The organism is Pseudomonas sp. MDT1-85 (assembly GCF_054898065.1).
Genome location: NZ_CM142715.1, coordinates 4,338,042 through 4,354,390, shown reverse-complemented (window position 1 = coordinate 4,354,390; position 16,349 = coordinate 4,338,042). Strand labels below are relative to the sequence as shown.

General features: G+C 59.2%; 9 protein-coding genes and 1 pseudogene. 9 read left to right on the top strand and 1 reads right to left on the bottom strand.

Features of this window, described 5'->3' with window-relative positions; genetic code table 11:
* Window positions 1-114 precede the first annotated feature (114 nt).
* The 4 genes from ACYZT2_RS19715 (at window position 115) to ACYZT2_RS19700 (ending at window position 6,174) form a co-directional block, all read left to right on the top strand.
* Window positions 115-1,452, top strand: coding sequence for a lysine N(6)-hydroxylase/L-ornithine N(5)-oxygenase family protein (locus tag ACYZT2_RS19715; protein WP_461966601.1), 1,338 nt, complete (start codon window positions 115-117; stop codon window positions 1,450-1,452).
* Window positions 1,453-1,790: 338 nt separating this feature from the next.
* Window positions 1,791-2,168: a response regulator gene (locus ACYZT2_RS19710; RefSeq protein ID WP_461966599.1), complete on the top strand. Its 378-nt coding sequence runs from the start codon at window positions 1,791-1,793 to the stop codon at window positions 2,166-2,168.
* A 154-nt stretch (window positions 2,169-2,322) separates the two neighbouring features.
* The gene (locus ACYZT2_RS19705; protein ID WP_461966597.1) at window positions 2,323-2,943 is read left to right on the top strand and encodes a response regulator; all 621 of its coding nucleotides are present in this window, start codon (window positions 2,323-2,325) and stop codon (window positions 2,941-2,943) included.
* Window positions 2,944-2,955: 12 nt separating this feature from the next.
* Window positions 2,956-6,174 (top strand): transporter substrate-binding domain-containing protein, encoded by a 3,219-nt coding sequence (locus tag ACYZT2_RS19700; RefSeq protein WP_461966595.1) that lies wholly within the window; start codon window positions 2,956-2,958, stop codon window positions 6,172-6,174.
* A 222-nt stretch (window positions 6,175-6,396) separates the two neighbouring features.
* Here ACYZT2_RS19700 and ACYZT2_RS19695 read toward each other — a convergent pair whose 3' ends face one another.
* Window positions 6,397-7,305: a LysR substrate-binding domain-containing protein gene (locus ACYZT2_RS19695; protein WP_461966593.1), complete on the bottom strand. Its 909-nt coding sequence runs from the start codon at window positions 7,303-7,305 to the stop codon at window positions 6,397-6,399.
* Window positions 7,306-7,410: 105 nt separating this feature from the next.
* Between ACYZT2_RS19695 and ACYZT2_RS19690 the strand changes: the two genes are divergently transcribed.
* The 5 genes and pseudogenes from ACYZT2_RS19690 (at window position 7,411) to ACYZT2_RS19670 (ending at window position 16,349) form a co-directional block, all read left to right on the top strand.
* Window positions 7,411-8,277, top strand: coding sequence for a pirin family protein (locus tag ACYZT2_RS19690; protein ID WP_461966591.1), 867 nt, complete (start codon window positions 7,411-7,413; stop codon window positions 8,275-8,277).
* A gap of 128 nt (window positions 8,278-8,405) precedes the next feature.
* Window positions 8,406-9,032: an isochorismate family cysteine hydrolase YcaC gene (ycaC, locus tag ACYZT2_RS19685; protein ID WP_461966589.1), complete on the top strand. Its 627-nt coding sequence runs from the start codon at window positions 8,406-8,408 to the stop codon at window positions 9,030-9,032.
* Between the two features lie 223 nt (window positions 9,033-9,255).
* Entirely contained in the window at window positions 9,256-10,701 is a 1,446-nt protein-coding gene (locus ACYZT2_RS19680) for a mechanosensitive ion channel domain-containing protein (RefSeq protein WP_461966587.1), read from the top strand.
* Window positions 10,702-10,940: 239 nt separating this feature from the next.
* A pseudogene (locus ACYZT2_RS19675) lies at window positions 10,941-11,380 on the top strand (carboxymuconolactone decarboxylase family protein).
* A 211-nt stretch (window positions 11,381-11,591) separates the two neighbouring features.
* A complete protein-coding gene (locus ACYZT2_RS19670; RefSeq protein WP_461973182.1) occupies window positions 11,592-16,349 on the top strand; it encodes an RHS repeat-associated core domain-containing protein in 4,758 nt (1,585 codons plus the stop codon).

Sequence of the window (16,349 nt, the reverse complement as noted above, 5' to 3'; positions counted from 1 at the left end):
TTTTTTTCATTGTCCTCGTTCCTATTCAACAGACGATCTGCTGCCGCACAAGGCCGGTCAGGTCACCCAGGCTTTATCCCCGCTGCTCCGGGGTTCATCCAGAGGACACTGGAAATGACACAGGCAATTGCATCGCCCATCGTTCACGACCTGATCGGCGTCGGTTTCGGCCCTTCGAACCTGGCTTTGGCCATCGCCCTGCAAGAGCGCGGGCCGAGCCAGGGCGAGCTGGATGTGCTGTTTCTCGACAAGCAAGCGGACTACCGCTGGCACGGCAATACCCTGGTCACCCAGAGCGAACTGCAGATTTCCTTTCTCAAGGACCTGGTGACGCTGCGTAACCCGACCAGCCCGTATTCCTTCGTCAATTACCTCAAGCACCACGGTCGTCTGGTGGATTTCATCAACCTCGGCACCTTCTATCCGTGCCGCATGGAGTACAACGACTACCTGCGCTGGGTCGCCGGGCAATTTACCGAGCAGAGCCGCTACGGCGAGGAAGTGCTGGCCATCGAACCGGTGCTGCACCACCAGCAGGTCGAAGCGCTGCGGGTGATCTCGCGTGATACGCAAGGCCAGCAGCATGTGCGCACCACGCGTTCGGTAGTGGTCAGCGCCGGCGGTACACCGCGCATTCCCGATGCGTTCAAGGCACTCAAGGATGACGGCCGGGTGTTCCACCACTCCCAGTACCTGGAGCGCATGGCCAAGCAGCCGTGCGTGAACAACCAACCGATGAGCATCGCGATCATCGGCGGCGGGCAGAGTGCGGCGGAAGCCTTCATCGACCTGAACGACAGCTTCCCGTCAGTGCAGGTGGACATGATCCTGCGTGGCTCGGCCCTGAAACCGGCCGATGACAGCCCCTTCGTCAACGAAGTGTTCTCGCCGGAGTTCACCGACCTGGTGTTCCAGCAGGCCAGCAGCGAACGCGAGCGCCTGGTCAACGAGTACCACAACACCAACTATTCGGTGGTGGACATCGACCTGATCGAACGCATCTACGGCATCTTCTACCGGCAGAAAGTCTCGGGCATCGCGCGCCATGCGTTCCATACCCTGACCACCGTCGAGAAAGCCACCGCCACCGAGCGCGGTATCGAGCTGTCGGTGCGCAATAACGCCACCGGTGAAGTCACGGTTCGCCATTACGATGCCGTGGTGCTGGCCACCGGTTATGAGCGTCAGATGCACCGCAAACTGCTGGCGCCGCTGGAACAGTACCTGGGGGATTTCGAGGTCGATCGCAACTACAAACTGATCACCGACGAGCGCTGCAAGGCCGGCATCTACATGCAGGGCTTCTGCCAGGCCAGCCACGGCTTGAGCGACACCTTGCTGTCGATCCTGCCGATCCGCGCCGATGAAATTGCCGGTTCGCTGTATGACCATGGCAAAACCCGTGGGCATGGCCGGTCGGTGATGGATGTGTTGTTGGCGACTGCCAGCTGAGATTTGTGGTGGCTGTGAGGCCGCCATCGCGAGCAGGCTCGCTCCCACATTTTATCTTTGTCTTACACAAACTCTGTGCTCACTGAGGATCCACTGTGGGAGCGAGCCTGCTCGCGACAGGGCCCTGCGAAGCACCACAAATCCAGAATCCTGAGCCCTGAACCTTTCTGAAGAATCCCGCGCTGCAACGGCGCGGCGAATCCCGGCCCGTTCCCTGAGATCCATGTGCTGAGGGACAAGTGACACAGTTTTTAGGAAACGTCCTACAGAATGCTCCGTGAGTCTTGCGTAGCCTTGCCGCCTCACTCATCAGTCATTGATTGACTTGGAGGCCCGCGATGATCAACAAAGCCCTGCGTATCCTGATCGCCGACGAGCAACATTTTCACCGGATGAAAACCGAACGGCTGTTCAATCAGCTCGGTTATTACCGGGTGGCGCTGGTACCCAGCCTTGCGCAGATGCTGACCCTGGTCGAGTACGGCTGCGAGCCATTCGATCTGGTTGTCATCAATGCCTCACTGGCGGGTGGGGCATTGGACCTGTCTGGGTTCTTTCGCGATAACCGCCAGGTTCAGCACGCCTTGATCTACGAAGGCCGCGCCGCGCCGCCTGATCTTGCCTCCATTCAACGGCTGATGACGCGCATCGATCCACCGGCGTGTGAAGCTGCACCCCCCTTGAATCAAGCGCGATATCGGCAACGGATCGGTTGATTTTCGGGACTACCGTTCATCGGTACTATCAATTCTGTCAGGTACATTCTTTCTGCCTTCCATGCAAAAGTCTTAGCGCAGCCGTGGCGCCCGGTTCGTTGTTATCCGGCGTGCATTCGTGCGCAATCGTCAGGTCTTTGCACAGGGAATTACCATGAAGTCAGTGCTGATTGTGGACGATCATCCGGTGGTACGCGCCGCAGTCAAAATCGTATTGGAGAAGGAGGGTTTCAAACGGATTTATGAGGCGTCCAGCGGTAGCGAAGCGTTGTCGATGCTCCGAGAGCATTCACCCACGCTCGTGGTGCTGGATCTGGTCATGCCCGAAGGCGATGGGCTGGATGTGCTGGAACGGATCAAGGCCAGTGATTGGTCCTGCCTGGTGCTGGTGTTCACATCGCTGGACCCGGAGTTCTTTCAAGATCGTTGCATGCGCGCCGGGGCCATGGCGTATGTCGCCAAGACCAACGTCCTGAGTCAATTGCAAAAAGCCGTGCATGCGGTCATGACCGGTTATACCTATTTTGCGCGGCTGCCTTCGGGATCGCAGGACGCCCTGCAACGCAGCGAAAAACAGATGATCGACAACCTCTCCAACCGCGAACTGACGATCCTGCGGTATCTGGCCTTGGGCGTGGCCAACAAAACAATCGCCGAGCTGATGCACCTGAGTCACAAGACGGTCAGCACTTACAAGACTCGTTTAATCCTGAAGCTCGGGCTGAACGCGGCGGTGCACCTGCGGGACTTCGCCAAGCGCAATCGCCTGATCTGAGTGAACCCGATCATGCGCATGTTTCTATCGGCTTTGGCACTGAGCCTTTTAATGCAGGTACCTGCGGCAATGGCCGATGAGCCGCAGCTGTTGCAATTGCTGGGGCGCTCCACCGTGGAGGGCTTTCAGGTCAAACTGGATGAGAAGGACTGGCTATGGCTAAGCGATAAACGGGCCCTGCGGCTCGGGGTAACAGGGCCGGATTACCCGCCGTTCGAAGTGACGCGCCACCGCGATGAGCTGGAGGGCATCACCGCCGATTATGCCGAGCTGCTGGGGCAACTGCTGCACGTCAAAATCGACGTGCTGCGCTACGCCACTCGTGAAGCCGCCATGGACGCCCTCAAACGCCATGAACTGGATCTGCTCGGAACATCGAACAACTTCGAAGCGGCCGACCCCGCGCTGACCCTGTCCCGAGCCTATGCCGAAGATCAGCCGATGCTGATCACCCGACTGGACGAGCGAATCCCTGTCGACCTTGCCGGCAAACGCATCGCCATGGTCGATGACTATTTGCCGGCGAAGACCGTTGAAGCGTTTTATCCCGATGCAAATTTGCAGCGTTATCCCTCGGCACTCGACGCGCTCGGAGCGGTAGCGTTCGGGCCAGACGATGTGTACCTCGGCGACTTCATCAGCGCCAATTACCTGATCAACAATAACTACCTCAACAATGTGCATCTGGCGGGGCCCTCCGGTCTGGATGCCAATCCGTTCGGCTTCGCTCTGGCGAAAGACAATCCGCGTCTCACAGGCATCATCGACAAGGCTCTGGCGGCGATTCCGATGGAACAGCGCGCGGTCATCGAGGTGCGCTGGAGTGCCGGCAGGGCCAATACGGCAGGTCAACAACAGGTGCGTTTAAGCCCCAGTGAACAACGCTGGCTGGACCGGCATCCGACGGTCACTGTCGGCGCAATCGACAATTTTGCCCCGCTGACGTTCTACGATGCCCAAGGCCGGCTCAGCGGGTTGACGGCGCAGTTGCTGACGCTGATCAGCCAGCGCAGCGGTTTGACCTTTCAGGTGCAACGCGGCCGCTCACTGGACCGGCAAATCGAGCGACTCCAGAACGGCGAGATCGACCTGTTGCCGGTGGTCACCCCCAGTACCGAGCGTGAAGACTCATTGCTCTTTACCCGCGCCTACCTCAGCAATCCATTTGTGCTGGTCAGTGCAGCGACGACGGGCAGCCCCAGAACGGTGGACGATCTGGCCGGTAAACGCCTGGCGATTTATCGGGGGCATCCGTTGTTCGGGTATATGCAGACCCGGGCGCCGCAGGTGCGCCTGGTCGAAGTGCAAAGCCCGGCCGAGGGCATGGAATGGGTGATCAAGGGGCAGGCTGATGCGACGCTCAGTTCATTGATTGTCGCCCGTTACCTGATCGCTCGACATTACCGTGATCGTCTGCGCGTCAGCAGCACCGTGGGTGATCAACCTGCCCGCATTGCCTTGGCCACGCATCGCGGCGCGCTGGAATTGCATTCGATTCTGAACAAGGCGTTGCTGAGCATTTCGCCTCAGGAAATGGACAATCTGGTGGCCCGCTGGAGTCATGATGTAGTGCTGGATGACAGCTATTGGCTGCGCCATCGTCAGGGCATTCTTCAGGCTTTTGCCGTGGCTGGCGCCTTGCTGTTGCTCGCCTTGGGCTGGATCGCCTGGCAGCGCCGACAGATCCGCCAGCGCCAGCAATGGTTGCAGCAATTGCAGGACGCCAAAAACGAGGCGGACGATGCCAACCGCGCCAAAACCACCTTTCTGGCGACCATGAGCCATGAGATCCGCACACCGATGAACGCCCTGATCGGCATGCTCGAACTGGCCCTGAAACGTGCGGACGAGGGCGTCACCGATCGCTTTGCCATTGAGGTGGCGTCCGGTGCCGCACAGCAATTGCTGGCGCTGATCGGTGACATTCTGGACATCGCCCGTATCGAGTCCGGGCATTTATCCCTGGCACCTGAGCGGGCCAATTTGCGAGGGCTAGTGGAATCGGTGTGTCGGGTTTTCGAAGGCCTTGCGCGGCAGAAAGAGCTGGCATGGCGAGTTGATCTGGATGAACACAGCGATTGCGAGGTGTTGATCGATCCCACCCGATTCAAACAGGTGCTGTCCAATCTGCTGAGCAACGCCATCAAGTTTACCCGGGAGGGCGAGGTGAGCCTGACGCTACGGGTGACGCCCGTGACGCCGGAGCATCTGGCGGTCAGTGTGCGCATTCAAGACACCGGCATTGGCATCAGCGCCGCTGACCGGCAACGATTGTTCAGCCCGTTCGCCCAGGCCAGTAATAACCCGCAGTCAGCTCGCGGCGGTTCCGGGTTGGGCCTGGTGATCAGTCGTACCCTGTGCGAAATGATGGGCGGCCGGTTGCAACTCGACAGCGTCCCTGGACAAGGCACAAAGATTGATATCAACCTTGAGCTGATCGCACTGCAACCGTTGCCTTGCATTGAGGCTGTGGATAGCGGGTTGCAGATGCCGACGCGGCCCCTGACGATTCTGGTGGTCGACGATCACCCGGCTAATCGATTGTTGCTTTCACGGCAACTGAGCCACCTTGGGCATCGTGTTCTGGAGGCCGAAGAGGGCGCGCGCGGGCTTGAGCTGTGGCGTGAGCATGAGTTCGATCTGGTGGTTACCGACTGCAATATGCCCACGCTCAGTGGTTATGAACTGGCGGGTGCAATCCGCGATGAAGAGCGCGCCCAAGGATTACCAGCGACGCTGATTCTGGGCTTTACCGCCAATGCGCAGCGCGAGGAAAAAGTCCGTTGCCTGGAGGCGGGGATGGACGACTGCCTGTTCAAACCCATCCTGCTGGCGGATTTGAGTGCATGGCTGGCCGCAAGATTTGCAAGCGAAGCGCCAGCGACTATTGAAGAACAATCCTCGCCCGAAATGGACTTGAGTGGTCTGGAGCAATACGTCGGTGCAGACCGCACGCTGCTTGATCACCTGGTGCGCGAATTGGCGGTTACAAACCGCAGTGATCGGACCCATCTGCTCCAGGCGCACGCCAGTGGCAATCGCCCAGGTCTGCAAGACCTGGCGCACCGCATCAAGGGGAGTGCGCGCATGGTCCGGGCGGTGCGTTTGATCGAGCATTGCGAACAGCTGGAGCGTGTCATCGATGAGGGGAACACGGCGCTGCTCGACGAAGCCGTCGATCGGTTGCAGCACGCTATGTCATCGCTGGACAAGCATTTGAACCAAGGCTGACGCTCAATCCCACTTCGGCGCAATGGGGGGATAGACATCAAATGACTCCAGGGTTTGTGATATGTCGGTGGTATTGATGATGCCTGATCTGACGCTATCGCGAGCAGGCTCGCTCCCACAGGGGATTTGTGGTGTACGCAGATCCAATGTGGGAGCGAGCCTGCTCGCGATAGCCACGGTGCGGTTTAGAGCCTCACCTCAAGCCTCGGTTTGCCGCTGCCTCTAAGCAATATCACTATGACTGAATTCCTCACCCAGAAAGTCGATCAAGGTCCGCACCGACGGCAGCAATCCGCGTCGTGACGGGAAGATCGCATGCACGATCCCGCACTTGGGTGTCCAGCCCGGCACCAGTTCCACCAGTCGACCGGCGGCAATCTCATCGCGCACCACCACTTGGGGCAGATGGGCAATGCCGATCCCGGCGAGCACCGCGTGACGCAAGGCCAGCAAGTCGTCGGTGACCATCCGCGGGGTATGACGAATCAGCGCGCTGGCGCCATCGGCACCGAACAATTCCCACTGATATTCACGCTGCGCACCACCCCAATGCACGCTCGGCAGACCGCTGAGGTCAGCCGGCGTGGCCGGTGACGACAAGCGCTGCAAAAATGCGGGAATACCCACCAGGCATTGGGTGCTGTTGCCCAGCACCTTCATCACCATGTCAGTGTTTTCCAGCGGCGGAAAGCGTACGCGCAGAGCGATATCGAACCCTTCGTGAATCAGATCGACCCGGCGGTTGGTGCTTTCGATAAACAACTCCACCAACGGGTATTTGAGCATGTAACGGGTCAGCATCGGCCCGACCCAGGAACTCAGCAGCGCCGTCGGGCAACTGATGCGCACCAGTCCCTGGGGTTCGGAGCGATTACGTTCGATCAGTTCGGCGGCGCTTTCGGCTTCCACGCGCATGGCCAGGCAACGCTGGTAATACGCCTGACCGATTTCGGTCAACGAGCAATGCCGACTGGTGCGGTGCAGCAGGCGCACGCCGAGGCGTTCTTCGAGCTCGGCAATGCGTCGGCTGAGCTTGGATTTTGGCATGTCCAGCGCGCGCCCGGCCGGGGCGAAACCGTGATGTTCCACCACTTGGGTGAAGTAGTACAGGGTGTTGAGGTCTTCCACCATCGTTCTCCAAATAGAACGCTAAGACTGATTTTTGCAGTCTAGCGCACCCAAGACGTCGGTTTTAAGCTTTGTCCATCGCGTCACACAACAGATTTGGAGGAAAAGATGAAAAACATCATCGGTATCTACACCAGCCCACGACCTCATTGGGTCGGCGATGGTTTTCCGGTTCGCACGCTGTTTTCCTACGACAACCTGGGCAAACACATCAGCCCGTTTCTGCTGCTGGATCACGCCGGTCCCGCTGAATTCACCCCAACCACTGAACGTCGTGGCGTTGGTCAGCATCCGCACCGCGGTTTCGAAACCGTGACTATTGTTTACAAGGGTGAAGTGGAACACCGCGACTCCACCGGCAGTGGCGGCAAGATCGGCCCGGGCGACGTGCAATGGATGACCGCGGCCTCGGGGATTCTTCATGAAGAGTTCCACTCCGAAGGTTTCGCCAAGAGTGGCGGCACCCTGGAAATGGTGCAGCTGTGGGTCAACCTGCCGGCCAGGGACAAGATGGCCGAGCCCGGTTACCAGACGATTCTCGACGGTGACATCCCGAACATCGCACTGAAGAACAACACTGGCAGCCTGCGCTTGATCGCCGGTGAGTTCGAAGGCCATAGCGGCCCGGCGCGGACCTTTACGTCGATCGACGTGTGGGACGTTCGTTTGAACGCCGGCAAATTACTGACTCTGGATTTGCATGAAGGGCGCAACACGGCACTGGTGGTGCTGCGCGGCACGGTTCAGGTCAACGGTCTGGAATTGGTTCGAGAAGGCCAGTTGGCGCTGTTCGAGCGCGACGGTGATCAGCTCAGTCTGGAAGCCAATAACGACGCCGTGGTGCTGCTGCTCAGCGGCGAGCCGATCGACGAACCCATCGTCGGCCATGGCCCGTTCGTGATGAACAGCGAGCAGGAGATTCACCAGGCTTTTGCCGACTTCCAGTCGGGCCAGTTCGGCCGGATGAACAATTGAGTTCAATGCTGTAACGCAGTGGCGTGCCGGGCTTGGCTGACTACGCTTGCCTGGCCGCGTTTAAACGAAAAATCAGAGTTCACTCACGCCGGCCCGTTCGGCATCGATAACACGCGAGGACTACTGCAATGACTACTTCCTACAAACGTCTCGACAAGGATAACGCCGCCGTTCTGCTGGTCGATCATCAGGCGGGCCTGCTGTCTCTGGTGCGCGACATTGATCCGGACCGTTTCAAGAACAACGTGCTGGCCCTGGCCGACCTGGCCAAGTACTTCAAGCTGCCAACGATTCTGACCACCAGTTTCGAAACCGGCCCCAACGGTCCGCTGGTGCCGGAACTCAAGGCACTGTTCCCGGACGCGCCGTACATCGCTCGCCCAGGCCAGATCAATGCCTGGGACAACGAAGACTTCGTCAAGGCGATCAAGACTACCGGCAAGAAACAACTGATCATCGCCGGTGTGGTGACCGAAGTCTGCGTGGCATTCCCGGCGCTGTCGGCCCTGGCTGAAGGCTTTGAGGTGTTCGTGGTGACCGATGCTTCTGGCACGTTCAACGAACTGACCCGTCAATCGGCATGGGATCGCATGTCGTCCTCCGGTGCACAGCTGATGACCTGGTTCGGCCTGGCCTGTGAACTGCATCGCGACTGGCGCAATGACGTGGAAGGCTTGGGCACCTTGTTCTCCAACCACATCCCGGACTACCGCAACTTGATGACTAGCTACAACACTCTCACCAACAGCAAGTAAACCCTGGCAGCACATACACACATAACTTGTGGGAGCGGGCTTGTGGCGAGGGGGCTTGCCCCCGTTGGTCCGCGTAGCGGGCCCAGGATCTGCGAGCGCTGCGCACTCGAACGGGGGCAAGCCCCCTCGCCACACAAGCCCGCTCCCACAGTGTTTTGTGTTGCTCTGAAGACATCAAATCCTCCTACACTGTGCCCATCCGTACTATTGCTGGAGTTGCTTGATGCTGTCACTGCTTACCGATCACCCGTTGCTCAGCGCGCTGATCCTGATCCTGATCGATCTGGTGTTGTGGCGTTTGATCACCGCCAGCGGCAGCAATTGGAAACTGGCGGTGCGGCTGGTGATTTTTTCGCTGTTCAGCGTGCTGCTGTTCAACGAAGGCTTGAACCCCATGGCACCGGCGCCTTGGGTCGACAATGTGCCATTGCACCTGGCGGCGACGGGTTTGCAGATCGGCTGGTGGCTGTATGCAGCGCGCACCCTGACGGTGTTGATCGGCGCGGTGATGATGCAACGGGTCGGGCACACCGGGCGTTTGTTGCAGGATCTGCTAGGCGCAGTGATTTTCCTGATCGCGGTCATCGCCGCCCTGGCGTACGTGCTCGAGTTGCCGGTCAAGGGCGTGCTGGCAACGTCCGGGGCGTTGGCGATCATCGTCGGCCTGGCCTTGCAAAGCACCCTCAGCGACGTGTTCTCCGGGATCGTCCTGAACACCACCAAACCCTATCAACTGGATGACTGGATCTCCATCGACGGCACCGAAGGCCGGGTCACCGACATCGACTGGCGCGCCACGCGCCTGCAAACCGCGCAAGGCAGCATGGCAGTGATTCCCAACTCATTGGCGGCCAAGGCCAAGATCATCAACTTCAGCCGACCCAGTGACATTTTCGGGGTATCGATCAGCCTGCAAGTGAGCCCCCATGCGCGTCCGCAAACGGTGATTGATGCACTGGAGCGGGCCATGCAGGGCTGCCGCTTTCTGTTGGCCAAACCGGCGCCGAGTGTGTCGTTGAAAAGCTCCGGCAGCACTGGCGTGGACTACGAAATCAGCGGCTTCGTGGTCTCCATGGATCAGAAGCGCATGGTGCGTAATCAGTTGTTCGACCTGGCATTCCGGCATTTGCAGGCGTCCGGCGTCAGCCTGTTATCGAGCGTCGAGCCTAACGCGCCTGCTGCGCTGTCACGGCCGCGGGCGCTATTGGATAGCTCGAGCATCTTCTCGACCCTGCGTCAGGAAGAGAAAGAAACCTTCAGCCAGAACATGAAGCTGCAAACCTTCCGCGCCGGTGAAATGATCCTGCCGGCGGGGGAGGTCAGCGATCATCTGTTCATCATCGAATCCGGCGTGGTGTCAGTCGCCCTGAGCCGTGGTGGCAAAAAGTTCGAGGCCGGACGCATGGGGCCGGGTGAGGTGATTGGCGAGGCCGGGATTCTTTCCGATGAATCGGCGCTCGCCGACTTTTCGGCCAAGACCTTTTGCACGCTCTATCGCATCGAGAAGGAATACCTCAAGCCGTGCCTGGATGCGCGGCATGACATCAGCGAAGCGATGAAGGCCTTGCTGGATTTCCGGATGCATACGGCTCAGACGCTGATTCAGGAAGTGCCTAAGGCGGTGGCGAAGAAAGGGTTTTTGCAGTGGTTGCGCAGGCGTAGCGCTTGATGTGTTGCCTGTTCCGGCCCTTCGCGAGCAGGCTCGCTCCCACATGGGGTTTGTGCAGGCATCAATTGTATGAACACCAAAGATCAAATGTGGGAGCGAGCCTGCTCGCGAAAGCGTCGGCACAGTCACTGAAAATCTTCTGGTCCATTGGCATCCTCAACTTCCCAATAATTGGCTATTTGTTCAACCTCAGGTCGGTATTAACGTAGCGCCAATCCCACCCGTGATTGGAGCTCACCATGCAACCTCGTATCGATTTCTACACCGCCTCCCCAGACGGCCTCAAAGCCATGATCGCCCTGGAAACCGCCGTCTCGAAACTGCCGCTGGAAAAGTCGCTGATCGAGCTGGTCAAGCTGCGCGCTTCGCAGATCAACGGCTGCGCATTCTGCCTCGACATGCACACCGCTGATGCTATCAAGGACGGGGAAACTCCACGTCGCTGTTCGCCGTGACGGCCTGGCGCGAGGCACCGTTCTTCACCGATCGAGAGCGCGCAGCGCTGACCTGGACCGAATCCTTGACCCAACTGAGTCTGACCCACGCCCCGGACGAAGATTATGCACTGCTCAACGCCGAGTTCAGCCCCAAGGAAATGGTCGACCTGACCGTGGCGATTTCCACCATCAACAGCTGGAATCGCCTGGCCGTGGGTTTTCGCAAAATGCCTCAGGCGTAACGTCTGGCTCTAATGTCAGTCAGTCAAGACGCAAAACCTGTGGGTTATTTAGTCGCTGCTAATCAGCGAATCCCCCTACATCCATTTCCACCTTTCCCGACTTCTTTCCTGATCGATCCCCCGCAAAGTCTCGCGCGCCAAATTTCCTGCGCGAGGGATTGCTCATGTTCGACCCGGTTTTTCACTCCACTTCATGCCGTTCGGTGCGTTGATGGAGTACATCGCCCGCATCGAGCAGGAACTCGACAGCTTCCCGCACACCCTCTCGCTCTATCGCGAACAGCTCAAGCAATGGTTCAGCCAGGCCGCCGACAACGTCAGCCACGTGGCGGATCTGCCTTCGCTGATGGGCATGGAACGGATCATATGGTTCGGAAGTTCCAGCACCGTTGTCAGTAGCAACGATGACGAGTTTATCTCCACCGTCGTCCAGTGCCCGCAAGGTGGAAAGCTCGAAATCGAGAGCAAGTTCGAATCGGTTTATGACATTCCTGTGGGGAGTATTCAGGTCGATGTGATCGCGATGGATGGCGGTAAGTCGACGCCGGTCACGCTCGATGAAAACGGCAAGGGAACGTTCCGAGGGGAAGAGGGCAAGTTCTACCGCGTTCATGTTCACAACGAAGTGACGCCGGAACAAGTTGATGAGCTTTTTTCTTCCTATGGCGGCCTGACCACGAAGCTCGAGAACTGGCTGCGTGAGGAATGGCAGACGTTCAAGCCGAAGTGGTCGGAATCATCTTCGGTTGCTGTAGGCAATGGAATGCTCGCGGGGAGTTGGGCGGCGATCGAGGGTGTGTGGGACAGCATCAGCCTGCTGTCGGACATCCTCAAGGATCCCGGTCGGTTCGCTAAGCGGTTGGGCAGCGGTGCCGATCAGTTGCGCGAGCTGGCGGAAAAATCACCGCAGGTGATGCAAAAAATCCAGCTGCTGGCCAGTGACGAAGCGGCTCTGTGTTTACTGCTGCGAACGGCCAGCCTGTGGCTGGAAATGCTACCGCCCAGCGAGATTGCCGGTAAAACCGCTGAAGCGGTCTCGGCGGGTGTGGTGCAATTGCTGATCGACATTCTGATCGGGATTGTCCTGACGTTCGCCGGGGCGGGTGCCGGGATCGCCTATCTGAGCATGCGCCTGGTCAACTACGGCGCGCGAATCATCAATGCCGTGGTGCGCTTTATCAAAGCGATTTTCACGATCATCGACAGCTTCATGGAGTACGTCGACCACTACAAGAAAGTCGCTGCACGCGGTGTTGCAGCGGGTCTGAAAAAAGGTCGGATGCAACTGCGCTGGGATGCCAAACGCAACACCACGCTCAAGCAAAACGAACACCACGACGACGTCCCGGATCAGGCGAAAAACCCCAACGGCGACAGCGCCGACTCGGCCGATAAAACCGCCACCAACAAATGCCCGGTGTCGATGGTCACCGGCGAAGAACTGCTGACCCTCACCGACGGTTCGCTGGACGGAATCCTGCCGTTCAACTTCACCCGGCTCTATCGCACCAGCGCCGCCGAGATCGACTGTGGCCTCGGTTTTGGCTGGAGCCATTCGCTCGCCCATCGACTGGAAATCGAGGGTGATCAGGTCATCTGGATCGACCACGAAAACCGGCGCACCACGTTCCCTATCCCGTCCGCTGAACGCCCGGCGATCCACAACAGCCTGTCGCGGGCGGCGATTTATCTGGGCGATGATCCCGAGGAACTGATCCTCGCCCAGGCCGGCAACGACGCACGTTTCTACCACTTTCATAACGGTCGGCTGACGGCGATCAGCGACGCGTACGCCAACCGCCTGCGCATCAGCCGCGACCGCCAGGCGCGCATCCAGCGCCTCGACAACGGTGCCGGCCGTGCCTTGCTGTTGCGCTACGACCGCGCCCACCTGATCGCTGTCGACTATCAGGTGTTTGTCCCGGCGCAGACCCTCGACGAGGCCTGGCACACCGAACAGACGCTGGTCAGTTACCGCTACGACGAATGCGATCAACTGATCGAAGCCAGCAATGCCGCTGGCGAGAGCGAGCGTTACGACTACGACGACCGGCACGTCATCCTGCAGCGGCAACTGGCCGGTGGCGCGAGTTTCTTCTGGGCGTGGGAACGGTCCGGCAAGGCGGCGCGCTGCGTTCGGCACTGGGCGTCGTTCGCGCAGATGGATGCGTGCTATGTCTGGGACGACCAGGGCAGCGTCACGGTTCATAACGTCGATGGCAGCCAAGAGGTTTACCTTCATGACGACCGCGCGCGGCTGGTGCGCAAGGTCGGGCTGGATGGCGGTGAACAGCTCAAGGCCTATGACGACAACGGCCGCTTGGTGGCTGAGCAGGATCCGCTGGGCGCCGTCACCGAATACCGCTACGACGAAGTCGGACGGCTGGTGGCGATGATTCCGCCGGAGGACGAACCAACGGCCTACGAGTATCGCAACGGTTTCCTGCATGCACGCTATCGCAGCAAAGCGGTGTGGACCTATCGGCGCAATGCGCAGGGGGATGTCACCGAAGCCACCGACCCGGATGGCCAGGTCACCCATTATCACTACGACCCTCAGGGGCGTTTGCTGTCGATCCGTTACCCGGACACCAGCCGCCATGTGTTCGTCTGGAATGCTTTGGGGCAGTTGCTCGAAGAGACCTTGCCGGACGGTGGTCAGCGGCGCTTTTCCTACGACGCGTTGGGGCGGCAGATTACCCGTCAGGACGAACACGGTGCCGTCACCCAGTACCAGTGGGATGCCATCGGCCGACTGCTCCAGACGATTTTGCCTACCGGCGCCAGCCGCGCCTTCAGCTACAACGCCTACGGCAAGATCACCGCCGAGCGCGATGAACTGGGCCGCATCACCCGTTACGAATACGCCGACGACCTGCACCTGGTCAGCCGCCGGATCAACCCCGACGGCACGCAACTGCGTTACCGCTACGACAACGCGCAGCTGCTGCTCACGGAAATCGAAAACGAATCCGGCGAGAAATATCGGCTGGACTACACGCCCAACGGCCTGATCCGACAGGAAACCGGTTTCGACGGCCGCCGTACCGCGTACGCCTATGACCTCAATGGGCACCTGCTGGAGAAAACCGAGTTCGGAGACGACGGCTCGCAGCTGGTTACGGCTTATCAGCGAGACCCGGCCGGACGGTTGCTGACCAAGACCCTGCCCGACGGCATCCAGGTCGAATACCGTTACGACTCGCTGGGCCGACTGACCAGTGTCGACGACGGCCACGATCATCCGCTGGAATTCGAGTACGACCGACAGGACCGCCTGATCACCGAGCACCAGGGCTGGGGCACCCTGCGTTATGGCTACGACGCCTGTGGCCAACTCAAGCGCCTGCGCCTGCCGGACGGCAGCAAACTCGATTACCACCATGCCAAGGGCGGCGCGCTGACCGCCATCGACCTCAACGGCGCGCGGCTCACCACTCACCAATTTGCCTTCGGTCGCGAACAAAACCGCCAGCAAGGCCTGCTGCTCAGTGAATACGCCTACGACGACCAGGGCCGGCTGAAAGCCCATGCCGTCAGCCAGCAGCAAAAAAACCTGTACCGCCGCGACTATGCCTACAGCCTCAACGGCAATCTCGACCAGATCGCCGACACCCGCCACGGCCAACGCAATTATCAATACGACCCGCTCAACCGCCTGACCCGCGTGCGCCACACCCGCCACGACCCACCGGAAAGCTTCGCCCACGACCCGGCGGGCAACCTGCTGATGCAGGACCGTCCCGGCGCCGCGAAGGTGCGGGGTAATCGTCTGCTCGTGCAAGGCGACCGGCATTACGACTACGACGCCTTCGGCAACCTGATCCGCGAACGCCGCGCCACCGCGCAGAAACTCGTCACCGAATACCGCTACGACTGCCAGCACCGGCTGGTCGGCGTCATCACCCCGGACGGTCGTTGCTCCAGTTACCGCTACGACGCCTTCAGCCGCCGCATCGCCAAAACCGTCGACGGTAACACCACCGAGTTCTTCTGGCAGGGCGACAACCTCGTCGCTGAAAGCAGCCGCGAGCACTACCGCAGCTACCTCTACGAACCCGGCAGCTTCCGCCCGCTGGCGATGCTCGACGGCAAGGGGCCGCGCAAGGCGTGCCCGTTTTATTACCAACTCGATCACCTCGGCACGCCGCAGGAACTGACGGATTTCGGTGGCGAGATTGTCTGGTCGGCGAAGTACAACGCCTACGGCAAAGTCACGCACCTGGCGTTCGGCGGCGGCGAGCAACTTGAGCAACCGCTACGATTTCAAGGGCAGTACTTCGACGCCGAGAGCGGTCTGCACTACAACCGGCATCGGTACTATGATCCGGAGGTTGGTCGGTACCTGACGCCGGACCCAATCAAGTTGGCGGGTGGGCTGAACCAGTACCAGTACATGCCGAATCCAACGGGGTGGGTTGATCCGTTGGGGTTGAGCGGGAATTGTCCGCCGCCGAATAAGCCGGGTTGCAAGGCGCCGGATGATGCTTCTGGCGCTAAGGTTGATGAGGGGGAACCTGAGTTACCAAAGCCCAAGCTCACTGAGGAGCTTGCCAAGAAAGAAATTAATAGATTAAACGACAGTCAAGGCATGCACATGGTAGGGAAGCATGGTCCAGAGGTTCCAGATGCCGCAATGAAACAACGAGCTATTGATGGTACGAATCCTATTACTGGTAAAAAACCAAGGAAAAGAAGAGGTAATTCAAGCTCCAGATTTTATAACTGGAAGATTATGCTCAAAGCATACAACCTTGGAATAACAAGGACAGAACAAGGTTTGCCACGGTTCACAGGAAAAGACTCTCAGCAGGCTGATATTGTGAGGATGAGACTTCCTGGCGCGGGAGAGGGTTATATACCCAATCCCAAGTCGGAAAAAAATCCGAAATTGATTGAAATGAATGGGTTTGAAATGAAGTTCGATCCAGTAACTGGCGTGCCATTTACGCTTTATCCTATTAAGTAG